The organism is Francisella salina (genome assembly GCF_000219045.1).
GTDB lineage: Bacteria > Pseudomonadota > Gammaproteobacteria > Francisellales > Francisellaceae > Francisella > Francisella salimarina.
In genome coordinates this window covers 602,634-625,669 of sequence record NC_015696.1, presented here as the reverse complement: position 1 = coordinate 625,669, position 23,036 = coordinate 602,634, and the positions used below count along the sequence as shown (strand labels likewise).

Sequence of the window (23,036 nt, the reverse complement as noted above, 5' to 3'; positions counted from 1 at the left end):
TCGACTACTCAAAATATTTATCTCTAAGCTTTGCTATCTTTTGATGCAAAGGATCAAACATGCTTACAATGTTTTTAGACTTTATAAAGTGAACTTCTCCTTCAAAAGCAATTTCATCCCCTGCCTGAGCATAAACTTCTAAAAGCTTATAACGTAAATCAATATTATTAGGATTCTTCTCTAATGAATCTTGAATAGTAATACTTGCTTCAACATACTTCTCACTATCCAAAAATTGCTCAACAAGCTCATTTACATATTGAAGCTCCTGCTCGGCCTGCTCTTGAGAATCTAATTCTTGAATTTTAGATTCATCATCAGCATTTAAAAGTGCTTCATCAGTATTAGTTTCAAATACAACTCCTCGTTCTGTTTTAACTACAACATTATCTCTCTCAGAGTATATATTATTAGTTATTTCAGCAGATTCATTGTTCTCAGAAATATCTTGATTTAGCTCATGCTCAAAGTCTTCTGAACTAGCCTTGTTTTGGCTATTAGAATTAACTTTATTAGCATTATCAAAAAAATCAAACTCTTCTTGAGGGCCGCTATTAGACTTTCGAGAACTATAAAACTCATTTCCCGAAACAACAGGAGAAATACGTGACATTAGGTGATCTCTTTTCTTTCTTGAGATTATTTCTAACTCCTGTTCTTTCTTCGAGTTTCTTGTTTCCCAAAATCTCCTACCGACAATAACAGCCACGGCTAAAACTACGATATAAACGATAAACTTAAATAGTGAGCCTAAAAATGAAAATGTGCTTTCTTCATATGATTCATTTTCTTGAATATTTGCTGAACTTATTTGGCTATCTAGATTACTTTTATATGCTTCGTGAGCATTTTCTTCTCCAGGTATTAAGGTTGGAATCTTATCCTCACTTAATACATTGGGGGATGATGAACTATCAGATTCAGAATCTGTTGAAACCATTGTTTGATCGCCAAGCTTAGGTGTACTTGATGAATCATTACTAGAAGAAGGCTGATTATACGAACCTTGAATCATCCGATTTCTTGTCAAGGTTAGACCATCTTCAACTTCACCTTTAGTAGTAGGAATGGCAAGTTTATCACCAATTTTGATTCTATTATCAACGATTCCTGGAATCTCAGATTTATTTATGCCCTTTATTGCATCAGTTAATTCAGAAGTACTTACACCACTCACTGAATGGCTTTTTGCTATTTTATACAGATAGTCATTCGACTTAACTGTATATATCTCCATCGCGAATGCAGGCGCTACCATAACCAACGCACATCCAGCGGCAAGAATCTTATTGATACCCTTAAACATCTAGCACCCTAATATAAATTTATAAACAAATACTTGAAAATTATAGCATATTTTTTTTACTTAAAAAGTATATGATTTTAATGCTCTCTTGTAGCACTAAATATAATATCAGGATTTTTATCCTGCGCTAAGTGCAAGTTTACTCCTGTTGGCGCAAGATATGTAAGATAGCCAGCACCATCATATGATAGATTAGCCTCATATTTTTTCTTAAAATCATTAAGCTTTTTCTCATCATCACAAAAAATCCAGCGAGCTAATGATACATTGACCCCTTCATAAGAACACTTAACGTTATACTCTGAGGCGAGACGTTGAGCAACCACATCAAACTGAAGTATACCAACAGCTCCAAGTACAAGATCATTAGAAATCACTGGCTTAAAGACTTGAGTTGCACCCTCTTCCGATAGTTGCACCAGTCCTTTTTGTAAAGCCTTCATCTTGAGTGGATCATTCAGCTTAACTCTCTTAAAAATCTCTGGCGCAAAATTTGGAATACCTTTAAACTTAAGCTTCTCGCCTTGAGTAAAACTATCACCTATCTGAATACTACCGTGATTATGCAAACCAATTATATCTCCAGCATAACCCTCTTCAACTTGCTCGCGCTCACCTGCCATGAATGTTAAAGCTTTTGATATTTGCATCATTTTGCCTGTTCGTTCATGATAAATTTTCATTCCTTTCTCATATTTACCTGAACATATCCTAAAAAAGGCAATTCTATCGCGATGCTTATCATCCATATTAGCCTGTATTTTAAACACAAAGCCTGTTAACTTACCTTCATCTGTATTTACAAGCCTTTCATTTGTCTCGCGTGGCTGCGGATCAGGTGCATAAGCTGTAAAACCATCCATCATCTCTTTTACACCAAAGTTAGATAACGCTGTTCCAAAATATACAGGTGTTAGCTCTCCTTTTAAGAATGCTTCTTGATCAAACTCGTGACTAGCTCCACGTACTAGTTCTATTTCCATCTCCAAGTCATCAAATAGCTCTGTACCAATTTCATTTTTAGCATTAGCTAAACCTTTAATTTTTTTATAAGGATGAATTTCATGACCATGCCCTCCTTCAAAAAGAGTAACTTCATCTTCATACAAATCATAAACTCCTTTGAAAAATTTACCCATGCCTATTGGCCAATTCATAGGAGCACACTTGATTTTCATAATATCTTCAACCTCGTCCAGAAGCTCTAATGGATCTCTTGTATCTCGGTCAAATTTATTCATAAAAGTCAAAATAGGTGTATCCCTGAGACGACAAACATTCATAAGCTTAATTGTACGATCTTCTACACCCTTAACAGCATCAACAACCATCAATGCTGAATCTACTGCTGTTAATGTACGATAAGTATCCTCGGAAAAATCCTCATGTCCTGGAGTGTCAAGTAGATTTACAATTTTATTATTATAAGGAAACTGCATTACAGAGGTTGTGATAGATATCCCTCTTTCTTTTTCCATTTCCATCCAATCAGATGTCGCATGCACACCACTTTTTTTAGCTTTTACTGTTCCTGCTGTTTTAATAGCATTTCCAAACAAAAGCATCTTCTCAGTAATTGTTGTCTTACCCGCATCAGGGTGAGAAATAATTGCAAAAGTTCTTCTTTTAGCAATTTCTTTTAAAATATCACTCATAATTTTTATCTTCTTATATAAATCAACTAACAAAGATTTTACTAGAAATATTTTTATTTAAAACTAAAAATATTTATCCAAAATGGTGCAGATTTCTTTTTCGATGACATCTATAGACTGAGAAGCATCAATTTCATAGGCATTATTATTTTTTGTCACTAAACTCTTAAAAACAGCTCTTGTTCTATCAAAAAATGCTAAACCTGCTTTCTCAATTCTATCAGGAGAACCTACTTTACCTGCTCTAGCCAATCCAACAGCAGGATCAATATCTAAATATATTGTTAAATCAGGCTGACAATCTTTTAAGAATGTCTCATTTAGAGCATTTAACTTATCAAAACCAAGCTCTCGGCCACCACCTTGATAAGCCATGCTAGACCAGTAGAACCTATCTGATACTACATGAAGATTGCTTTCAAGTGCTGGCTTAATTAGAGCTTCAACATGCTGCACTCTACTTGCATACATCAATAAAAGCTCAGTATCCGAAGCGACCATCTCTTCTTCACAATCCTTAAGTGCTAGAGCTCTTATTTCTTCGGCGACCTTAGTACCCCCTGGCTCACGAGTATACACTGTAGCTAAAGATCTAGAGTCTAAATATTTCTTAATAATACCAATAGCTGTACTTTTGCCAGCACCATCAAGACCTTCTATAACTATAAATTTTGACATAATTTTTATATAAACAATCCTACAATTACTGCTGATAGAAAACTAACTAAGGTGGCTCCAAACAGCATTTTTAAACCAAAAGCACCCACTATCTCCCCAGACCTTTTACTTAACGAGTATATTGTACCAACCACAATCCCAATTGAGCTAAAATTTGCAAAAGACACTAGAAACACAGAAATAACCGCCTGAGTATGTAATGATAAATTAGCCATATTATCTTTAACCATCAACATCGCCACAAACTCATTTGATACTAATTTTGTACCCATCACTTTTCCAGCAAATAAAAGCTCACTTGCAGGAATATGTAGAACCCACGCAAATGGATAAAACAGATAACCTAATAAGTTTTGAAATGAAATACCTAATATACTTTCAAAAACTGAATTTAGTGTAGCTATTAGAGCCATAAAGCCAATTAAAATTGCCGCAACTACAACAGCTATTTTAAAACCATCGAGGATGTATTCTCCTAATACTACAAAAAAAGCTCTTTTACTGTCCGTATCATAATCAACCTCTAACTCTTCATAACTAGACTCTTTTTTATAATCATAGGGGTTTATGATATGTAGTACAAAAAAAGTACTTAGCATATTCATAATAATTGCCACACATACATATTTTGCATCAATCATAGTCATATATGATCCTAATATCGACAAAGATACTGTTGACATTGCCGTAGCCGCCATTGTATACAAAACATTCGGAGATAAATGTCCAATAATATTTTTATATGCTAAGAAATTCTCTGCTTGCCCAAGTGATATTGAACTTACAGCATTAAATGATTCTAACTTACCCATACCACTAACCTTGGATAATAAAAACCCAACACTTCTAATGACTAAAGGTAGAATCTTAAGGTACTGTAAGATACCAATGAGTGCAGAAATAAAGACTATTGGCATCAAAACATTTAAAAATAAAACAAAACCATTATTCTCATTAGTATCAATATTACCAAAAACAAATCTTACGCCAACTTGAGACTTATCAATCAGAAAATCAAAAACACTAGCAAAACCATTCATAATAACAACACCAAAACGTGTTTCTAGTAGAACCACACACATCACTAGTTGCACAGTCATTATTATAAATAAAGAGCGGTATTTGATAGCTTTTCTATCTGAGCTACAAATAAAAGCTAATAAAAAAACAACTACAACTCCAAGAATAAAGAACAAAAGTCTTGAGATCACAACTTTACCTTTAAACTATTAATCCGACTACACATGCTGATAAAAAACTAACCAACACTGCACCATAAAGAATTTTCAAACTAAATTTAGAAACTTTAACAGATGCTTCTTTACTCAAAGCCTGAATCGCTCCTATGATTATCCCAATTGAACTAAAGTTTGCAAAGGAAACCAAAAATACTGATATAACCGCTTTAGTGTGCTCTGTAAATTGCTGTGATTGAGTACTCATCATCTGCATCGCCACAAACTCATTAGTTACCATTTTAGTACCCATAAGCTGTCCTGCTGCGTGCAACTCATCGCCATTAACATTAAGTATCCAAGCCATAGGATAAAACAGATAACCCAACAAATCCTGAAAACTTAGACCAAATAGACTACTAAATATCGCATTTAACATTGCAATTAGAGCAATAAATCCAATAAGCATTGCAGAAACAATAACAGCAACTTTAAAACCATCTAGTATGTACTCGGCAAGCATCTCAAAGAAGCCTTGCTTCTCTTCTTCAAACTCTTCATGTAACTTATCATAACTAAACTCTTCGGAAGCTTCATAAGGGTTAATAATATTTAACACAAAGAAAGTCCCAAACATATTCATCACTAGAGCAACACATACATACTTAGGATCTAATAATGACATATAAGCACCTGCAACTGCTAAAGATACTGTAGACATTGCCGTTGCAGACATTGTATACAATACATTTGAAGGAAGATGGCCAATAATTTTTTTGTAATTAATAAAGTTTTCTGATTGTCCGACAGCAAGTGAACTAACAGCATTAAATGATTCTAACTTACCCATACCCGTAACTTTTGATAGAATCCAACCTATGCCCTTAATTACAAGAGGTAGTATTTTGAAGTACTGTAAGATACCAATCAGTGAAGATACTAGAACAATAGGCATTCCCACATTGAAAAAGAAAATGAAGCCATTTTTAGACATATCAGTAAGATCACCAAAAATAAATGCTGATCCTTGATGTGCATAGTTAAGCAAATGCTCAAAACCTTCGGCAATAAAACCAACAACCTTTATACCTACTTCAGACTCAAGCATGAAAAAGCCAAGAGCTATTTGTACAACCAAAATAACCACTAGGTTTTTGTACCTGATTTTTTTCCTATCACTACTCCATATATAAGCTAAAACAAAAACAACAACAATACCGAGTATAAAAAACAATATCCTAGTAGCCACTACTAACTTCTCCATTTAAAAGGTTATCGAGTAAACCACTAACTCCGAATCTAAAGCTATCTGCTACTACATATTTTTTTGACATAATCTCTTCCGCTAGTTTAATATACCCTAAGGCCTGAGCTTCTTCTCTAATACCACCAGAAGCTTTAAAACCAACCTCATATCCAGAGTTTTTTATAGTCTCTAAAATCACTTTAGCGGCTCCTAAGCTTGCGCCATTTGGTGTTTTACCTGTAGATGTTTTAACAAAATCAGCTCCATTTACTATAGCATCATGGCTTGCTTTACTGATTAAGTTATCTTCATTCAATTCGCCTGATTCAATTATGACTTTCAAGACACGATCTTGGCATACATTTTTGACTTTCTCGATCATATCACATGATTTTTGTGAATGATCTTTTTGGATATATTCATTATAATCAATTACTAAATCAATCTCATCTGCTCCCAATGATACTGCTTCTTTAGCTTCTAAGACAATATCTTCAACTGAGCTATTCCCCTTAGGGAAATTAATCACAGTTGCAACTTTAAAATCACTACCTAAAGTTTTTTTAACTACAGGGACGAATTGTTTATAAACGCATATTGCAGCAACTTCACCTAAAGAATTTTTAGCTTTTGCGCATAGCTTAACGATATCAGCATCAGTGTCACTCTCACCTAGCTGAGTCAAGTCCATTAATGATACTATCTTCTGTCTAGTTGTCATTATTAGCTCCAAAGATTGACTTACCATATCTCAGAGGCTCTACACCCATATAATCAGCAATTGTTTGACCAATATCCGCAAATGTATCCCTTGCCCCAATGAACTCTGCTTCGATATTCCTGCCCCATAATAAAAACGGTACACATTCTCTTGTATGATCTGAGCCTGGTGCAGTTGGATCACAACCATGGTCTGCTGCCAGTATAACAATAGTATCTTCATCTAGCTTAGCATCTAAGTCTGGAATTCTTGAGTCTAAATACTCTAATGCTTTACCATACCCTTTAGGATCTCTACGATGACCATAACTTGAATCCAAGTCAACAAAGTTTGTAAACACCAATGTATTTTCTTTTGCTGATTCATACTCTCTAATCGTATTATCAAATAACTCTTCTAGTCCTGTAGCTTTTACTTTTTTAGATATACCTTGATTAGCATAAATATCAGCAATTTTACCTATTGAAACAACTTTACCACCTTGATTAGTTAACTTATCAAGTAATGTTGGTGCCGGTGGCAATATCGAAAAATCCTTACGATTACCAGTACGAGTATATTCATCGGCAGACTCCCCAATAAATGGACGAGCAATAACCCTACCAACTTTCATTCCCATCTCATCAAGAATTTCTCTAGCTATTTTGCAGATATTCAATAATTTATCTAAACCATAATAATCTTCATGAGCAGCAACCTGAAAAACGCTATCTGCAGATGTATAAACAATTGGCTTCTTAGTAACACAACTCTCGCAACCATGCTCTTTTAGAACTTCAGTTCCTGATGCATGACCAGCATCTATAAAACCATCGGTAAGTCCAGCTCGTTCAACCCATTCATCAATAAACTCTTTATCAAAATAACCTTGATCACCTTTATTGGTAAAATAGTACCAATCAAACATAACAGGCACGCCAGCTAGCTCCCAGTGACCACTCGGTGTATCCTTACCTTTGCTAACCTCAGCACAATAGCCATACTTTGCATTTTCAATAACATCTATATGACCAACTTGTTGACTAAATTCTTTACACCTATTGTATTCAGCAGCCTTCAACAAACCTTTTGTTGCTAAGTTTGGGAGTTTGATACTCATGCCATTGTTAGTAAAATAGTCAACAATATGACCTAAAGTATCTGATCCTTCATCGCCAAAATCAGCAGCATCAGGTGCTTGTCCTATACCAAATGAATCAAATAATAAAATGACGGCTTTTTTATTCTTTAACATAATCACTAAACACCTTTTTTGTTATTCTCTAGGAATGCAATTCTAATCCCCCGCAAAATCAAATCAGGAGATATCTCATCAAAGATTCCTTCATCTTTAAACAATCCTGCAAATCCACCTGTTGCTATAGTATAAACAGGGGCTTCAAATTCTTCTAAACTTCTGGCTTTAAGCTCTCTTAATGCTCCTAAATGACCATAATACAAGCCTGAGCGAATATTAGTCTTAGTATCATAACCTATAGCAACTTCTGGTTTGACAATAGTTATTGACGATAACTGTGAAGCTCCTTGACACAAAGCATTCAGTGAAAGCTTAACACCCGGCATAATTGAGCCACTTAAGTACTTTTTATCCTTAGTTACTAAATCAAAAGTAGTTGCTGTACCTAAATCAATAATTAGTAAATTTTTATTAGGATAATCAGCTATAGCTCCAATGCAGCTAGCTATTCTATCTGCTCCTACTTGATGAGCTTCAACAGAAGACATATCAAGATCAGTAGTCTCCATACTAATAAAGAATGGCTTCATATCAAAGTATTTTATGACAGCAGAGCCTAAAGAATAATTTAAGTGAGGAACAACTGATGATATAGCACAACCTTCTATCTGAGCTAAATCTACTGAGTTCTCTCTTAATGCCTGCCTTAGAAATACACCTATCTGATCCGATGTGGAATCGACTGATGAAGTAGCATATCTTATTTGAGAAACTATATTTTCTCCCTCAAAAACACCTATATGTATATGAGAGTTCCCCACATCCATTACTAATAACATAAAACATCCTATAACTATAATTTAATGTGCTTGATCCCAACTCTCACCAGAATCAACATTTACCTCTAGGGGAACACTTAACTTAATAGACGATTCCATTATACTTTTTATTTTCGCAGTTACTTCATCAAGATCGAGCTTTCTAACTTCAAATACTAATTCATCATGCACCTGCATGACCATTTTAATGTCATCATTATACTCTTGTGAAATAACAGTGTTAACATCTATCATAGCTTTTTTAATAATATCTGCTGCTGTACCTTGCATAGGAGCATTAACAGCAGCTCTTTCAGCAGCATTTCTCTGGATTGCATTTTTAGCACTAATTTCTGGTAGGTACAACCTTCTTCCAAGTATAGTCTCAACATAACCATTTTGCTTTGCAAATTCTTTAGCTGTAGTCATATACTCTTTTACACTTGGATAACGATTAAAATACACATCTATATATTCTTGAGCTTCTGCTCTTGGTATTTCCAACTGTTTAGCCAATCCAAAAGCACTCATACCATAAATAAGTCCAAAGTTTATTGCTTTAGCCCTTCTTCGTTGCTCACTAGTAACCTCATCAAGACCTATACCTAAAACCTCAGCCGCAGTAGCACTATGAATATCTAAGCCTTGATTAAAAGCTTTTAAAAGGTTTTTATCTTTTGACAAATGCGCCATAATTCTCAGTTCAATCTGAGAGTAATCCGCTGCAACTACACAAAAATCATTTTCAGCAATAAATGCCTGTCTAATTTTACGCCCCTCAGGACTCTTAATAGGAATATTTTGTAAATTCGGATCTGATGAAGAAAGTCTTCCAGTCACAGTACCTGTCTGATTATACGAAGTATGAACGCGACCATTTATATCAAGCATTTTTGGCAACTTATCTGTATAAGTATTTTTAAGCTTTGATAGGTGGCGATACTTCATTATTAATGCTGCTATTTCATACTCTTCAGCTAGCTGCACCAAAACCTCTTCAGATGTCGAAGCCTGACCCTTTGCTGTCTTTTTGACTGGGGGAAGCCCCATCTTTTCAAACAAAATCTCTCTTAACTGTACAGGTGAAGCTAAATTAAACTCCTGACCAGCAAGATCATAGCACTTAACTTCAAGCTCCTTTATAGAGTCCTCAAGATTAGCACTTTGTTCTATAAGTTTATCAGCATCTATTTTAACGCCTGTTTTTTCCATATTATTAAGGATAATAGTCAACGGCATTTCAACCTTAGAATATAGACTATATAACACTTCATCATCTTTTAGCATTTTCAAGAAATGATTATAAAGTCTAAATGTAATATCAGCATCTTCAGCAGCATATTTAGCTACTTTTTCTATATCTATTTGATCTAATATCAACTGATTACGACCAGTTCCAGCTAATGTCGTATATGCGATTGGCTCAATACCTAAGTGCTCTTTTGATAAGCTATCCATATCATGTTTACCACTACTTTTTAGCACATATGCCATAATCATAGTATCATTAACTAGATTAACTATCTTAACTCCATATTTTGACAAAACTTTTTCATCAAATTTAAAATTATGGGCAACTTTAGACTTTTGAGAATCTACGAAAATAGGTTTTAAACTATCTAAAACAATCTCTAGTTCTAATTGCTGTGGAACTCCAAGGTATCTATGCTGCAAAGGAATATAATAAGCTCGACCCTCTTTTGCACAAAATGATAGACCAACAAGGTTCGCCTCATAAGTATTAAGAGAATCTGTTTCTGTATCAAAAGCAAAACTACTGCTATTTTTTAACTCTTTGACCAAATCATTAAGTTGCTCTAGTGTTGCAACTATCTTATAGTCAACCTCTATATTTTCAGGTTGCGGTTTTGTTAACTTTAGTGAAGATGGAATACTTAAATCTTTAAGTAAAGATTTAAATTCATAACGTGTAAATACCTCATATAAGTATTCTTTATTTGCATTTTTACATTTTAAATCTTCTATAGATAGATTAAGCTCCACATCGCACTTTATAGTTGCTAATTTATAGGATAATTTGAGTAACTCGATATTATTGCGTAAACTTTCTCCAACTTTACCTTTGATATTATCTTGATTGGCAATAACACCATCAATATCATCATACTCTTGTAGCCATTTAATTGCTGTTTTAGGACCTACTTTTGGTACTCCTGGGATATTATCTGAAGAATCACCCATCAAAGCTAAATAATCTATAATTTGATCTGGTCTAATTTGATATTTTTCTATAACTCCCACCACATCAGTAGTTACATTTTTCATAGAATCATAAAGAGTCACATTATCCGTGACTAACTGTGCCATATCCTTATCACCGGTTGATATAATGACATCATAGCCTTGTTGCTCAAGATCTCTTGCCAATGTTCCTATTACATCATCTGCTTCAACGCCATCTTTTATTATCAATGGAAATCCCATATTCTCGATAATTTGATGTAACGGTTGGATTTGTACTCTAAGCTCATCATCCATCGCTTTACGATTTGCTTTGTATTCAGGATACATCTCATGACGAAAGTTCTTACCCTTAGGGTCAAAGACTACTGTGACATACTCGGTATCATACATAGCAGGCAGTTTCTTAAGCATATTAATCACGCCTATAATAGCCCCTGTTGGCTCACCTTGACTATTAGTAAGGTTTGGTAAAGCATGATATGCCCTAAAAAGATATGATGATCCATCAACTAAAACAATTTTTTTCATAGATTTTGCAGCTACTTTTTTATCAGGTTAATAGTAATATATATGCTTTGGTATATCAAACTGATTTATACTCTAGACTTCCATTCTAGTGACAAATTTCAGCTTAACCGAATAATCAATAAGGCTCTAAGGCTATATCAAGATACCACCAATTACTCTTGGCAAAATCTTTACACTTAATTGCATCCTTATAAGTCATAATAACTATCTGTTCAGGATCAAAATGTTCAAAATCCTTGGGCGTATATTTATGATGATCTCTGAAGATATGCTCATGGTAGATATTCACTCCAAGCTCATCAAGCGAGCTAAAAAATTTATCAGGGTTACCAATACCAGCAACAGCATCTATTGATTTACCATAGAAACTATCTATAGGTATGCTTTGTTTTGTTACAAGATTTACAAATTTTGTCGCCTTGATTTTAGCTCTGACAATATTAGAATTATAATTTAATAACTGACTATAGTTTTGGTTATCAAGATTACCTATAGCGATTATTTGATCCACTGATTTTAGTCTTTCTACCGGTTCTCTGAGAGGCCCAGCTGGTAGACATAATCCATTGCCAAACATCCTACTGGCATCGATTACTACCATCTCTTTAGTTCTAGCTAGTTTATAATGCTGCAAACCATCATCAGATATAATAACATCAGTATCAGGATAATTCTTTTCAATATATTTAACAGAATCAACCCTGTGTGGAGATATTACTATTGGCACCTTACCGCCTAATGCATCAAATAACATTGCCGGCTCATCACCACATACACTTGCGGGTGTCTTTGAGCCGACTTCAAAAGGATATTTTTCTGCCTTAGCACCATAGCCACGACTAATTATAACTGGCTTTTTACCTTGCTCTAGGTATTGATTAGCAAACATCCTCACTACAGGAGTTTTACCTGTTCCACCAACAGAGATATTACCCACGATAATTACAGGAATTTTTGACTTATATTGATTATTCTGTAGCCTAGTTTTACGATTATGAGCAATCTTTGAGAAAATAAAAGCGATAGGACTTAAAATATAACTGAGTATCCCCGGCTTTGGTCTATACCAAATCTTATCTATCATTATTATTACTGAAGTCCTGATTGATATAGCCTAGTATAAAGTCCACCTTTCGCCAGAAGCTCTTCATGCCTACCACTTTCAACCATTTTACCGTCATCCATCACTACAATTTTGTCGGCATTTTCAACCGTACTCAACCTATGTGCAATAACTATAGTGGTGCAAGATTTAGTCAAGCTTTCTAATGCTTGCTGAACCACTCTTTCTGATTCATTATCAAGTGCACTAGTTGCCTCATCAAATATCAATACTGGAGCATTCTTCAATAGAGCTCTAGCAATTGATAGCCTCTGGCGTTGACCACCTGATAGTTTAGAACCATTATTACCAATATTAGTATGGATACCATCTGAAAGTTCTTGAACAAACTCATAAGCATTTGCCCTCTTGAGAGCATCTACAACTTCATCTTCAGAAACATCTCTTGAAAGTCCAAATGCTATATTATTAAATACTGTATCATCGAACAAATGGACATTTTGTGAAACCATAGATAGATGCGATCTTAAGTTTTCTAAAGTCAAATCTCGTATATCAACATTATCTAATAATATTTCACCTTTCTGCTGGGTATAAAATCTTGAAATAATGCTCGTAAGCGTTGTCTTACCACTTCCTGATTTACCAACAAAAGCTACGGTTTCTCCTGCTTCAATCTCTGTACTTACACCATTAAGAACTTTTTGCTCTCCAAATGCAAAACTAACATCTCTGATCGTTACTTTACCACGAACCTTATCAAGCTCTTTACTACCTGTTTCTTTCTCTGCCGGATAGTCTAAAATATAGAATATATCTTCTGTAGCTGCCACAGCTTTTTGAATAACGACATTAACCTTAGTAAGATTCTTAATTGGTTTTAGAATGGCAGCAGCAGCAGCGAAGAATGACGCAAAAGAACCTGCTGTTAACCAAGACGAACCTCCTCCTTCATTAGTCCCAAAGATTGCGATTGTGAATAGTGAAAAAGCAAGAACTAGTGAAGCAATAATCTGAATAACAGGTGATGTAAGAGCATCTAACGCAATTGTTCTAATCTGCTGAGAGTAAGTATAATCAAGATTTCTAAAAAATTTATTCTGTTGTTTATGTTGCGCACCAAAGATTCTAATTTCTTTGTAGTTTCTTATTGTTTCTTCTGCCGTATGAGTGACATTACCCATTGATGACTGAGTATTTCTACTTAATGATCTGAATTTCTTATTTATTATAGAAATAAACAAACCTAGAAATGGTCCAATAATTATTAAAAACAATGATAATTGCCAACTTGAAACCACCATAACTATTATAAGACCTATAACAAAAGTACCATCTTGCACAACTGTGATAATAGCTGTTGATGTAGCCTCAGTAACCTGATCAACATTATATAATAGTCTCGATATAATCTGACCTGAAGAATGTTTATCAAAAAAGCTAGCAGGTAGATTCATAAATCTCTTATAAATATCTTTTCTAAATTTATAAACAACCTTCTGCCCTAAAGACCCTATAAAGTATTGTGACAAAAATGATCCTACTGATCTCAAAGTCAAAAGTCCTACCATACCAACACCCATAAGCATAAGTATACTAGCACTTTGCTTAGTAATATCGCCACCAGGGCCAAACCCATAATTCAATATAGGGTTAATAAGATATATCATTGAAGCATCAGCAGCAGAGAAAAACACACTACCCACAGCTGCAATAACAAGAAAGTGCCACAAATGTTTAACCTGCGACAACAACCTTTTATAAAGGGTTCCCACCCTTTGCTTACTTGTCATTTCACCACTTAGGTTACCCGAACCCTGAGATTTAAGATCAATTTTATCAATCAAATTTGCCATAGAATACAAAAAGCCGTTAAAAAACCAACGCGAATAACAGATAATTATACACTTTTTTCTGTTAACATAAAGCAAACAGAAAGATGTTTATTAAGCGATGGAGTTTTACTTAGTTGGTGGTGCTGTTAGAGACTTGCTACTCGGGATAACCCCCAAAGACAAAGACTGGGTGGTGATTGGTGCAACAGAAAATCAAATGATTGAATCTGGGTTTATAAAAGTACTTTCAAGCTTCCCTATTTTCATTCACCCGAAAACAAAACAAGAGTATGCTTTAGCTAGATCAGAAAAAAAAATAGCTAAAGGCTATCATGGTTTTGAAGTTAATTTTTCAAGCAACATCTCTTTAGAAGAAGATTTAAAACGCAGAGACCTAACTATCAACTCTATAGCCATAGATAAAAATAACAAGATAATCGATCCCTTTAACGGTCAGATTGATATTAAGAAGAGGATACTTCGACATACTTCAGAAGCCTTTATCGAAGATCCTTTACGCGTGGTTAGACTAGCTCGCTTCAAAGCCCAACTTAGCGCTTTTAACTTCTCAGTTGCTGACGAAACTATAAATATAGTCGATTCTGTTATCAAGTCAGGAGAGCTAAACTACCTAACTAAGGAGCGCTTGCATATAGAGTTTATCAAGGCACTTAAAAACCCAAGGATTTTTTTTGAGACATTAGACAATCTTGAAGCCTTGGAGGTGACATTCCCATATATAAAAAAATCTTTAGACACAATACCAAACACAAGTTTCTTTGAGAGCAAAATTTACTTAAAATCTTCAAATGATGAGAAAATATGCCTATGTCTTCTAGACATTAAAGATGAGTTTGTTAAACATATAAAGCTGGAATTACTTCTATCAAACAAACAATACAAACTCTTAAATGCAGTCATAACTATAAGAAAAATTTTTGAACTTAAAAACATAAGTGCCAGAGATGTTCTTAGACTATTAAAAAAAGCAAATTTAATAAGAAATAAAGAGCTACAACAAGTTAGCACAAATACTTACAGAAAATATCTAACAATAAATAATTCCAATACTTCAAACGGAGCTATTGAACAGCTAAAAAACACTTTCCATGCCATAAATACCTCTAATATTAAAGACCTGACCATAACAGTGCCAAAAGAAGATCTCTCAAACGCTATAGAATCGCTTTATATTGATAATATAAAAAAGGAATTAAATCTATGATACAATTACAAAAACTTCTTTGTTTTTAGAAAAATTTAATGATGAGATTCATATTTAGAAATATTTTTTTGTTTAATACTTTTGTTTGCTTAATCGCATTGGCTGTAGTTATGATTACCATTTTCGGTTTAAACTGGAAGCCCTGCCCAATGTGCCTAATTCAACAACTATGTGTTATATGCATTATGATATTTAGCATTCTAGGGTTAATCAAAAACAGCTCAAAAGGATTTAGTTCAATAGTACTGATAGTAATTGTATTAATCACTATTGTTGGTTGCTATATCGCTGCCGATCAAGCTTATTTACAGTACTTCTCATCAACAATATCCAATGATCCAACAGACTGTGGTGTTATTAGTAACCCATTGTTAATTGATGCTACAAAATCATTAACAGGAACTGTTAGTAGCTGTACTAGTATTTCCGAAGAGATCTCTGGTGTTAGTTTGGCAGTATATAGCTTGATATTTTTCATTTGCCTATTAGGCATAAATTGTATTAGCTTATTTATAAGAATATTTAAAAAATAGTGGGATATAACAGTGGATTTTAAAAAAACTTTTTTAGACCTTAAAGAAAAAATTAATTCTAGCAAGAGAAACTATCTGATTTTTGTACTAGCAACTATTGTCATAGCATGGCTCATACTAGGCAAACTTGGAATATCTCTAGCAATTGTCTACTTTATTTTCCAAATCAACTATATAAAAACAAAACTTTCTCTTCTCAAAAACAAGCGTACCGCCTCAATAGCTGTTGTAGTAGCAACACTAATACTCTTTGGAAGTATTTTTGGATTTGCCGAACTTATTCAAAGCATGATTAAAAAAGGTATGGCTTCATACGTGCCTCAGCCTGTAGCTGTAACATCTTCAGTTGTAGAAAAAACAGACTGGAAACAGGTCATAAATACTATTGGTGAAGCACAAGCTATTCAATCCACAGAGATATCTTCTCAATCTGGTGGTATTGTAAGTGAAATTAATTTTAAGAGTGGACAAGAAGTTAAAGAAGGCGATCTTTTATTTAAACTAGACACCAGTCAACTAAAAGCTAGTTTAGAAGAGGCGTTATCAAACCTTAAACTTGCCAAAATCACAAAAGATCGTTATAACAAACTTGTTGAACAAAGAGCAACTTCAAAAGAATCTGCTGATAAAGCTAATGCTGATTACCTTTCTAAATTAGCTCAAGTTCAAAATATAGAGTCACAAATAGGCTTCAAAGAAATTAGAGCTCCATTTGACGGTAAGATAGGTATCAGAAACATAAGTTTAGGACAATATTTCAACAACGGTGATAATGCTGCTACACTTACAAAGATTGATCCTATATTTATTACATTCCCAGTGCCACAAAACAAAGTGAGCATGATTGATGTTGGTCAAGAAATTAACTTCTATTCTGACTCATATCCTGGTGAAACTTTTACGGCTAAAATTACGGCAATAAACTCTTTTATTAATGATTCAAATAGATCTATAACTGTTCAAGCAACATACCAAAACCCACATCATAAAATTGTCCCAGGAATGTTTTTAACTGTTCATGTTAGCTTACCAGTTAAGAAAAACTCTATTGTGATTCCTAGAAATGCTGTTTCATATAGCCTTTATGGTCAATCAGTATTTACACTCAACCCTGTAATGAAAGATGGCAAACCTGTCACAGCGTCTTACACATCCACCGCTGATGGGGGAATGAAAACTGTTGATACCGACAAGACTTTATACAAGGTGGGACAAGCTAATGTTGAAGTCTTAGAAACTAGAAATAACTTAGCTCTTGTTAAAGGCTTAGAGCCTGGTACTACGATTATTACGTCAGGACAAAATAAAGTGCATAAAGGAATGGATGCAATACTGAACAATAGTGTAAAGATTGACAATAATATATATAATCAGGGAATCCAGTAATGCGTTTAATTGATCTCTTTATTCGAAGACCTGTTCTATCTCTTTCAATAAGCTTTATGATTATTGTTGTAGGAGTTGGCTCATTTTTTCAATTACAAGTTAGACAATACCCATATATAGATAGTGCTACTATTACAGTTACAACAGCATATCCAGGTGCAAACCCTGCTACGATACAAGCTTTTGTAACTAGACCGATAGAGGCAGCTGTAGGCTCCTCTAAAGGTATTGATTATATGACATCATCATCAGCACTAGGTACAAGTACAATTACAGTATATGTAAAGCTTGGCCAAAATACTAACGATGTACTTTCAGAAGTAGTCCAGAATGTAAACTCTGTACTTAACCAACTTCCTCAGGACGCTTATTCTCCGGCTATTAAATTAAATCCTGCGGATAACTTCCCTTCATTGATTCTAGCTTTCACAAGTAAGACCATGAATACTTCTGAGATATCTGCATATATCAACTCCGAGCTAACACCTAAACTATTAGCTCAAGGGGGGCTTTCATCTGTTGATGTTTGGGGCAATAAGCCTTATGCAATGCGTATTTATCCAAATAAAACTCGCATGGCAGAATATGGAATTACTCCTACAGAATTAGCAACAGCAATAGGCTCGAACAGTTTAGTTTCAGCAGGTGGTCAAATACAAGGACCATACTTAAACTATACACTTAATCCTGAAACAAGTATGTCTACAGCTCAAGAGTATAGAAACTTAATTATCAAAAAAAGTGATAAACAGGTAGTACGACTCAAGGATGTTGCGAAAGTTGAGCTTGGTGCTCAAGACTACAATTCTTCAGTATATTTTGATGGCAAAAATGCTGTCCTAGCAGGTGCTGTAGTCTCCCCTGAGGAAAACCCTCTAGATGTGGTTGATAGACTAGTTGAAGAGCTACCAAATATTAAAGCCGCTTTACCAAATGGTCTAGATGTCAATATTGCATATAACCAAACAACATTTATTGAAGTTTCTATTGAAGAAGTTCTACACACATTATTTGAAGCTGTGATAATTGTATCTGTAGTAATGTTTTTATTCTTAGGATCATTTAGAGCTATTGTTGTTCCAATTGTTGCAATTCCCCTTTCGATTATTGGATCATTCTTTTTAATGTCGCTTATGGGCTTTTCAATCAATCTTCTAACCCTTCTATCCATGATTCTCGCAATCGGTCTTGTGGTTGATGACGCCATCGTTGTACTAGAAAATATCTATAGACATATTGAAGAAGGAATGGAGCCTTTTGCAGCCGCCATAAAAGGAGCTAGAGAAATAGCCAATCCTGTTATATTGATGACTCTAACCCTAGTCGTAGTATATGCTCCAATTGGTATGATGGGAGGCTTCACAGGACAACTATTCACAGAGTTTGCATATTCACTTGCTGGAGCTGTAGTAATATCTGGTATAGTTGCGTATACGCTTTCACCAATGTTATGCTCAAAAATCTTAAATAGAGAAATGATGAGCACAAAACTTGTTAAATTTATTGATAAACTCTTTACAGCATTAACTGCGAAATATAAAGCGATCTTAGAGTTTGTCTTAGATATCAAACCTGCAATAGCTGTTGTAGGACTGATTGTACTAGCTAGCTGTTTCATAATGGGTAAAGGGATTAAATCTGAATTAGCTCCTAATGAGGATATGGGCTTCCTAGGAATTATGGGACAAGCTCCATCTTCTGCAAATATTAATTACCTAGAAACTTTTGGTACAAAATTAGCTAGTACACTAGATGAAGTACCTGGCAAACAAGATACCTTTATTCTTAATGGAGTAATGGGGTCAAATGTGATTTTTGGCGGCTTTATTATGCAACCATGGGATAAGAGAGAAATCTCTCAACAAAAAGCTGCTCAGATAGCTCAGGCAAAGGTTACAGAACTACCAGGAATACAAACATATACATATCAAACTCCTGCACTACCAGGAATACCAAGAGGTGCCCCACTATCATTAGTTATTCAGAGTGTTAATGATTATGAGGCTATTGATGAAATTACTAATAAAGTAATTGATAAAATGATGAAAAGTGGATTATTTGTATTCGCTCAAAGTGATCTTAAATTTGATAACCCAGTTGTTGATATCAGTATTGATCGTGAAAAAGCTGGTATATTAGGCATCACTATGTCAGATATTGCCAAAACATTAGGTTACTCTTATGCAGGAGGATATATTAACTATTTCTTCCTAAAAGGATACAGCTTCCAAGTAATTCCCCAATTAGCTCGTAATGAAATGTTAACTCAAGAACAATTAGGTAACATATACATTCGTTCGGATGAGGTTAGTGACTTGTTCAACTCAGAATTGCCTCTGTCGGCATTAGTATCCTTTAAAACAGAGGGCCAACCTCTTACCTTAAACACTTTCCAGCAATTAAATTCATCAACGATTTCTGCTGTTATGGCTCCGGGAATAACTCAAGGCCAAGCTATTGATTATGTTAAAAGTGTAGTTAGAAGTGAGTTGCCGGAAGGGTTCTCATTTAACTTCTCTGGCTCTGCTCGTCAATATATTGAAAACGGTAGCACTATGATGGTAGCTTTTGCATTTGCAATTGTACTTATCTTCTTAGCACTATCTGCTCAGTTTGAGAGCTTTAGAGATTCTTTGGTGATCTTAGTTACTATACCAATGGCAATATCTGGAGCGCTAATACCTTTATATATCGGTCAATACATGGGTGCTGGATGGGCATCGCTAAATATCTACACTCAACTAGGTCTCGTAACCTTGATTGGTCTAATATCCAAACAGGGTATCATGGTTGTTGAATTTGCTAATCACTTACAAAAACATGAAGGAATGAATAAGTATAATGCTATTGTAACATCATCATCACAACGTTTAAGACCTATATTGATGACAGTTTCAGCAATGGTGGTTGGCGTCATACCTCTGGTAACATCATCAGGAGCTGGTGCTATTAGTAGAAACTGTATAGGTGTGGTCATATCTAGCGGACTTGTGATAGGAGCGATCTTCTCACTATTTGTTTTACCTGTGGTATATATGTATATTGCTAGTGATAAATCAAGTGCTGTAAAAACCGATTCAGAGCAACAAAAAATCATCGATAATCTTGAAGAATAAGTATTTATAGAGCCTTTTGTTATTAGTAAATTTATTTTTTTTTTGCTAAAATGAAAATTACTCTAATTTAATATATCTTAATGAATGAATAATTCTCACCTTCCTCAGACCAAGCTATTGGCGACTTTAGCGTGGGTAATATGCTTAATCGCTACTCTTAACTATAGTTACGACTTCTTTATCAGGGCTGCCCCTGGTGTAATGGGAGATAATTTAATTCGTGACTTTGGTATTAGCCATACTCAACTTGGAATGTTATCTTCGGCATATTTTATATCGTATACAATAATGCAAATTCCGGCTGGTGTAATACTAGATAAATATAATCGTAAAGTAGTAATCAGTGTTGCTACAGCATTTTGTGTTCTTGGTAACTATTTATTTTCTGCTACAGATAATTATGAAATCGCCTATATTGGTAGAATCTTTATGGGTATAGGCTCTGCTTTTGGATTTATTGGCGCCGCTAAAATGGCCGCTATGTGGCTACCTGAAAGACTTTTTTCAACATTTATAGGATTTGCAACTGTTGTAGGAATACTGGGTGGTCTAGTTACTGACACAATGCTATCTAGCTTAGTTTCTGAATTAGGTTGGAAAGAAGGTAATGCTGTATTTACATATATTGGTGTCGGAATATTACTACTAATAGTTTTATTTATTCGTGATAATCCAAAACATGTTCAGAAGTTCACTCATCTAAGTGAAGCCAACTTCAAAGAAACTATCATTAAAGTTTTAAAAATCTTTTGTAATATAAGATTTTGGTCAGCAAGCATTATTGGTGCAGTACTATTTATACCTATTAATGTCCTAGGCTCGCTTTGGGGGGTTGGCTTAATCCAAGCTAAATTTGGCCTTAGCCAAGAAACTGCATCACATATAAATGGTGTTTTATTTATTGGTGCTGCAGTAGGCTTCACAATTGCAGCAATTATTGCCTCATTAACAAACAGATATCGTCGTATGTTAATTTTGAGCATAATATCACTTGCTGTAATTTTAGCTATTATTTTATATGTTCCCGTTAATTTATCGCTATTCACCTTACTATACTTCTTGCTTGGTGCCGCAGCTGGACCTCAAGCTGTCACTTTTGGTATAGCCAAGATAATCTCACCTAAAGGAACTGCGGGCTCTGCCACAGCTGGTGTGAATATGATAAACAACTTTATTCCAATTATATTATTGCCACTTGTAGGGTATATACTTACTCATTTTGGCTCACTAATAGATAATTCAACCACCATCTATACTATCTCTAGTTACCAAAACGCTCTTGATATGGTAATAGTATTTCTATTAATTTGCCTTCCTATCGCTATGATAATTCCCAAAGAAGTAGATGCGGATCTTGATCACTAATCAGATATTTTAGCTTTATATATAATTTAAATTCTCTGGATAAGGATTTAAATAACTCTGCTTCTCTAAATACGGCAAATCCAGCTCAATAAGATACATTCTAATTACACTGACAGGAACTTCCCAAGATATTTTACAATCACGATACTTATTAAGTAGCTCTTGTAGATATTGTCTCTGAGCTTTTGAAACTTTTTTATTTATTTCTCTGAGAACATTTTGAAGTGCCATATAATGAGCCCCTCTCTTAGCAGGCTTAGCTATTGCTTGCATAAAAAGCTCGATGTATTTATGCTTTATAGCTTCGACATCTACCTTATTACCAGCCTCTGACAACATATTCCCAAGAATTTTCTTAGTCTTATTGTTATGCATTCGTAATAAAATTTTATGCTTTGAGTGATATTCCATCATTTCAGTAATATTAGAACACCGCATAAACTCTGTTCTAAGACTATGGTAGCAAAAAACTTTACGCAGAAAATGATCACGTAATGTTTTATCAGTAAGCTTACCATCATCTTCTATAGGCAAAAGAGGGTCATATTCTTTTAATGCTCTTACAAACAAACCATCTGCTTTTTCACCTGTATAGCCATGATTCTCATCAAAAACTCTCGCTGTATTAACACCACAGCTTGGAGATTTCGCCTTTAATATAAAACCATATACAGTATCAAGTTTCGATATAAGCATAGCGACAGCTTTCTGAATCTTATCTGTTACATAATCATGAGTTTTATTGGTTTTAACTGACAAAACATTTGTCTGAATATCTTCAACTAGAAATAAAGTAGGCCTAGGAACTCCAAGACCAGCAGCAACTTCCGGACAAACTATTTTGTAATCAAAATATTCAGCATACGTACCAGTTATGTATGATTTATGGCAATTGCCGCCATTATATCGAACATTATTTCCTACTAGACAACTACTGACACCTATTGGTATTTTGTTCAAATCTTATACCTAATTTAACTAATATTAATTAAATTATAGATTAG

Annotated in this window: 17 protein-coding genes; 5 read left to right on the top strand and 12 right to left on the bottom strand. The window is 34.5% G+C overall.

From position 1 onward, the window contains the following. Positions 1 to 4: 4 nt before the first annotated feature. From F7308_RS03100 to msbA, 11 genes are all read right to left on the bottom strand, one after another. Complete coding sequence (locus tag F7308_RS03100; RefSeq protein WP_041263623.1) at positions 5 to 1,306, bottom strand: LysM peptidoglycan-binding domain-containing protein; 1,302 nt, start codon at positions 1,304 to 1,306, stop codon at positions 5 to 7. Positions 1,307 to 1,383: 77 nt separating this feature from the next. Beyond that, positions 1,384 to 2,961: a peptide chain release factor 3 gene (locus tag F7308_RS03095; protein ID WP_013922393.1), complete on the bottom strand. Its 1,578-nt coding sequence runs from the start codon at positions 2,959 to 2,961 to the stop codon at positions 1,384 to 1,386. Between the two features lie 63 nt (positions 2,962 to 3,024). Next, positions 3,025 to 3,642, bottom strand: a complete 618-nt coding sequence (gene tmk, locus F7308_RS03090; RefSeq protein ID WP_198006058.1) for a dTMP kinase — start codon at positions 3,640 to 3,642, stop codon at positions 3,025 to 3,027. 2 nt (positions 3,643 to 3,644) lie between these two features. Then, complete coding sequence (locus F7308_RS03085) at positions 3,645 to 4,850, bottom strand: NupC/NupG family nucleoside CNT transporter (RefSeq protein WP_013922391.1); 1,206 nt, start codon at positions 4,848 to 4,850, stop codon at positions 3,645 to 3,647. A 10-nt stretch (positions 4,851 to 4,860) separates the two neighbouring features. Continuing rightward, positions 4,861 to 6,063 carry a NupC/NupG family nucleoside CNT transporter gene (locus tag F7308_RS03080; RefSeq protein WP_013922390.1) on the bottom strand — a complete coding sequence of 401 codons (1,203 nt, stop codon included), beginning with the start codon at positions 6,061 to 6,063 and terminating at the stop codon, positions 4,861 to 4,863. Then, positions 6,053 to 6,808, bottom strand: a complete 756-nt coding sequence (gene deoC / locus F7308_RS03075) for a deoxyribose-phosphate aldolase (protein ID WP_198006051.1) — start codon at positions 6,806 to 6,808, stop codon at positions 6,053 to 6,055. Before deoC ends, F7308_RS03080 begins: the two co-directional genes overlap by 11 nt. Next, positions 6,771 to 8,015 (bottom strand): phosphopentomutase, encoded by a 1,245-nt coding sequence (locus tag F7308_RS03070; protein ID WP_013922388.1) that lies wholly within the window; start codon positions 8,013 to 8,015, stop codon positions 6,771 to 6,773. Before F7308_RS03070 ends, deoC begins: the two co-directional genes overlap by 38 nt. A gap of 5 nt (positions 8,016 to 8,020) precedes the next feature. Next, entirely contained in the window at positions 8,021 to 8,797 is a 777-nt protein-coding gene (locus F7308_RS03065; RefSeq protein ID WP_013922387.1) for a type III pantothenate kinase, read from the bottom strand. 21 nt (positions 8,798 to 8,818) lie between these two features. Beyond that, the gene (gene polA / locus F7308_RS03060; RefSeq protein ID WP_013922386.1) at positions 8,819 to 11,509 is read right to left on the bottom strand and encodes a DNA polymerase I; all 2,691 of its coding nucleotides are present in this window, start codon (positions 11,507 to 11,509) and stop codon (positions 8,819 to 8,821) included. Between the two features lie 115 nt (positions 11,510 to 11,624). Continuing rightward, entirely contained in the window at positions 11,625 to 12,593 is a 969-nt protein-coding gene (lpxK, locus tag F7308_RS03055) for a tetraacyldisaccharide 4'-kinase (RefSeq protein ID WP_013922385.1), read from the bottom strand. Between the two features lie 5 nt (positions 12,594 to 12,598). Beyond that, the gene (gene msbA / locus F7308_RS03050; protein WP_013922384.1) at positions 12,599 to 14,428 is read right to left on the bottom strand and encodes a lipid A export permease/ATP-binding protein MsbA; all 1,830 of its coding nucleotides are present in this window, start codon (positions 14,426 to 14,428) and stop codon (positions 12,599 to 12,601) included. A gap of 97 nt (positions 14,429 to 14,525) precedes the next feature. Here msbA and F7308_RS03045 point away from each other — a divergent pair, with 97 nt between their 5' ends. The 5 genes from F7308_RS03045 to F7308_RS03025 all read left to right on the top strand — a co-directional run bounded on the left by F7308_RS03045 (position 14,526) and on the right by F7308_RS03025 (position 22,032). Further along, positions 14,526 to 15,632, top strand: coding sequence for a CCA tRNA nucleotidyltransferase (locus tag F7308_RS03045; RefSeq protein WP_013922383.1), 1,107 nt, complete (start codon positions 14,526 to 14,528; stop codon positions 15,630 to 15,632). A gap of 41 nt (positions 15,633 to 15,673) precedes the next feature. Further along, positions 15,674 to 16,165, top strand: coding sequence for a disulfide bond formation protein B (locus tag F7308_RS03040; protein WP_041263888.1), 492 nt, complete (start codon positions 15,674 to 15,676; stop codon positions 16,163 to 16,165). A gap of 12 nt (positions 16,166 to 16,177) precedes the next feature. Further along, positions 16,178 to 17,551, top strand: a complete 1,374-nt coding sequence (locus F7308_RS03035; RefSeq protein WP_013922381.1) for an efflux RND transporter periplasmic adaptor subunit — start codon at positions 16,178 to 16,180, stop codon at positions 17,549 to 17,551. Then, entirely contained in the window at positions 17,551 to 20,667 is a 3,117-nt protein-coding gene (locus tag F7308_RS03030; RefSeq protein ID WP_013922380.1) for an efflux RND transporter permease subunit, read from the top strand. The genes F7308_RS03035 and F7308_RS03030 overlap by 1 nt, the downstream gene beginning before the upstream one ends. Before the next feature lie 84 nt (positions 20,668 to 20,751). Beyond that, complete coding sequence (locus F7308_RS03025) at positions 20,752 to 22,032, top strand: MFS transporter (RefSeq protein ID WP_041263619.1); 1,281 nt, start codon at positions 20,752 to 20,754, stop codon at positions 22,030 to 22,032. Between the two features lie 15 nt (positions 22,033 to 22,047). Here F7308_RS03025 and F7308_RS03020 read toward each other — a convergent pair whose 3' ends face one another. After that, positions 22,048 to 22,992 (bottom strand): YbgA family protein, encoded by a 945-nt coding sequence (locus F7308_RS03020; protein ID WP_013922378.1) that lies wholly within the window; start codon positions 22,990 to 22,992, stop codon positions 22,048 to 22,050. Positions 22,993 to 23,036: the final 44 nt, after the last annotated feature.

Coding starts and splice junctions, on each gene's coding strand:
- msbA (WP_013922384.1), bottom strand. CDS start 14,428: ATGGCAAATTTGATTGATAAAATTGATCTTAAATCTCAGGGTTCGGGT.
- F7308_RS03070 (WP_013922388.1), bottom strand. CDS start 8,015: ATGTTAAAGAATAAAAAAGCCGTCATTTTATTATTTGATTCATTTGGT.
- polA (WP_013922386.1), bottom strand. CDS start 11,509: ATGAAAAAAATTGTTTTAGTTGATGGATCATCATATCTTTTTAGGGCA.
- F7308_RS03065 (WP_013922387.1), bottom strand. CDS start 8,797: ATGTTATTAGTAATGGATGTGGGGAACTCTCATATACATATAGGTGTT.
- F7308_RS03095 (WP_013922393.1), bottom strand. CDS start 2,961: ATGAGTGATATTTTAAAAGAAATTGCTAAAAGAAGAACTTTTGCAATT.
- F7308_RS03030 (WP_013922380.1), top strand. CDS start 17,551: ATGCGTTTAATTGATCTCTTTATTCGAAGACCTGTTCTATCTCTTTCA.
- F7308_RS03100 (WP_041263623.1), bottom strand. CDS start 1,306: ATGTTTAAGGGTATCAATAAGATTCTTGCCGCTGGATGTGCGTTGGTT.
- lpxK (WP_013922385.1), bottom strand. CDS start 12,593: ATGATAGATAAGATTTGGTATAGACCAAAGCCGGGGATACTCAGTTAT.
- F7308_RS03025 (WP_041263619.1), top strand. CDS start 20,752: ATGAATAATTCTCACCTTCCTCAGACCAAGCTATTGGCGACTTTAGCG.
- deoC (WP_198006051.1), bottom strand. CDS start 6,808: ATGGTAAGTCAATCTTTGGAGCTAATAATGACAACTAGACAGAAGATA.
- F7308_RS03040 (WP_041263888.1), top strand. CDS start 15,674: ATGAGATTCATATTTAGAAATATTTTTTTGTTTAATACTTTTGTTTGC.
- F7308_RS03045 (WP_013922383.1), top strand. CDS start 14,526: ATGGAGTTTTACTTAGTTGGTGGTGCTGTTAGAGACTTGCTACTCGGG.